Origin of the sequence: Shewanella sp. AS1 (assembly GCF_021412565.1) — a bacterium.
Classification (GTDB): domain Bacteria; phylum Pseudomonadota; class Gammaproteobacteria; order Enterobacterales; family Shewanellaceae; genus Shewanella.
The window spans coordinates 1-287 of the sequence record NZ_JAKCLJ010000088.1; the positions used below are offsets into that span (position 1 = coordinate 1).

1 protein-coding gene is annotated in these 287 nt (G+C 73.2%); it reads left to right on the top strand.

All coding sequences use genetic code 11. The annotated features are described in order from the left end of the window. Nucleotides 1-287: hypothetical protein (locus tag LZP69_RS16170; RefSeq protein ID WP_234201718.1), on the top strand; the 287-nt coding region annotated here is incomplete at both ends.

Here is a 287-nt window from a genome sequence, read left to right on the forward strand (position 1 = left end):
TCCCGATGCAGTGGCCTATCGCCGGCTGATGGAGCCGCTGGTACGCGGCTGGCGCGGCCTGCTGGCCGACTTCCTCGGCCCGCTGCGCTTTCCCCGCCATCCCTTCGGCATGGCACGCTTCGGCGCGCTGGCTCTGCTGCCGGTGACCGTACTGGCTCGCGCAGCGTTCCGCGGGCCGCGCGCCCGTGCCGTGTTTGCAGGCATGGCCGCGCATTCGCTCATGCCGCTGTCGTGGCCCGCCACCTCGGGCTTCGGCCTGATGCTCGGCCTCCTCGCGCACGCGGTCG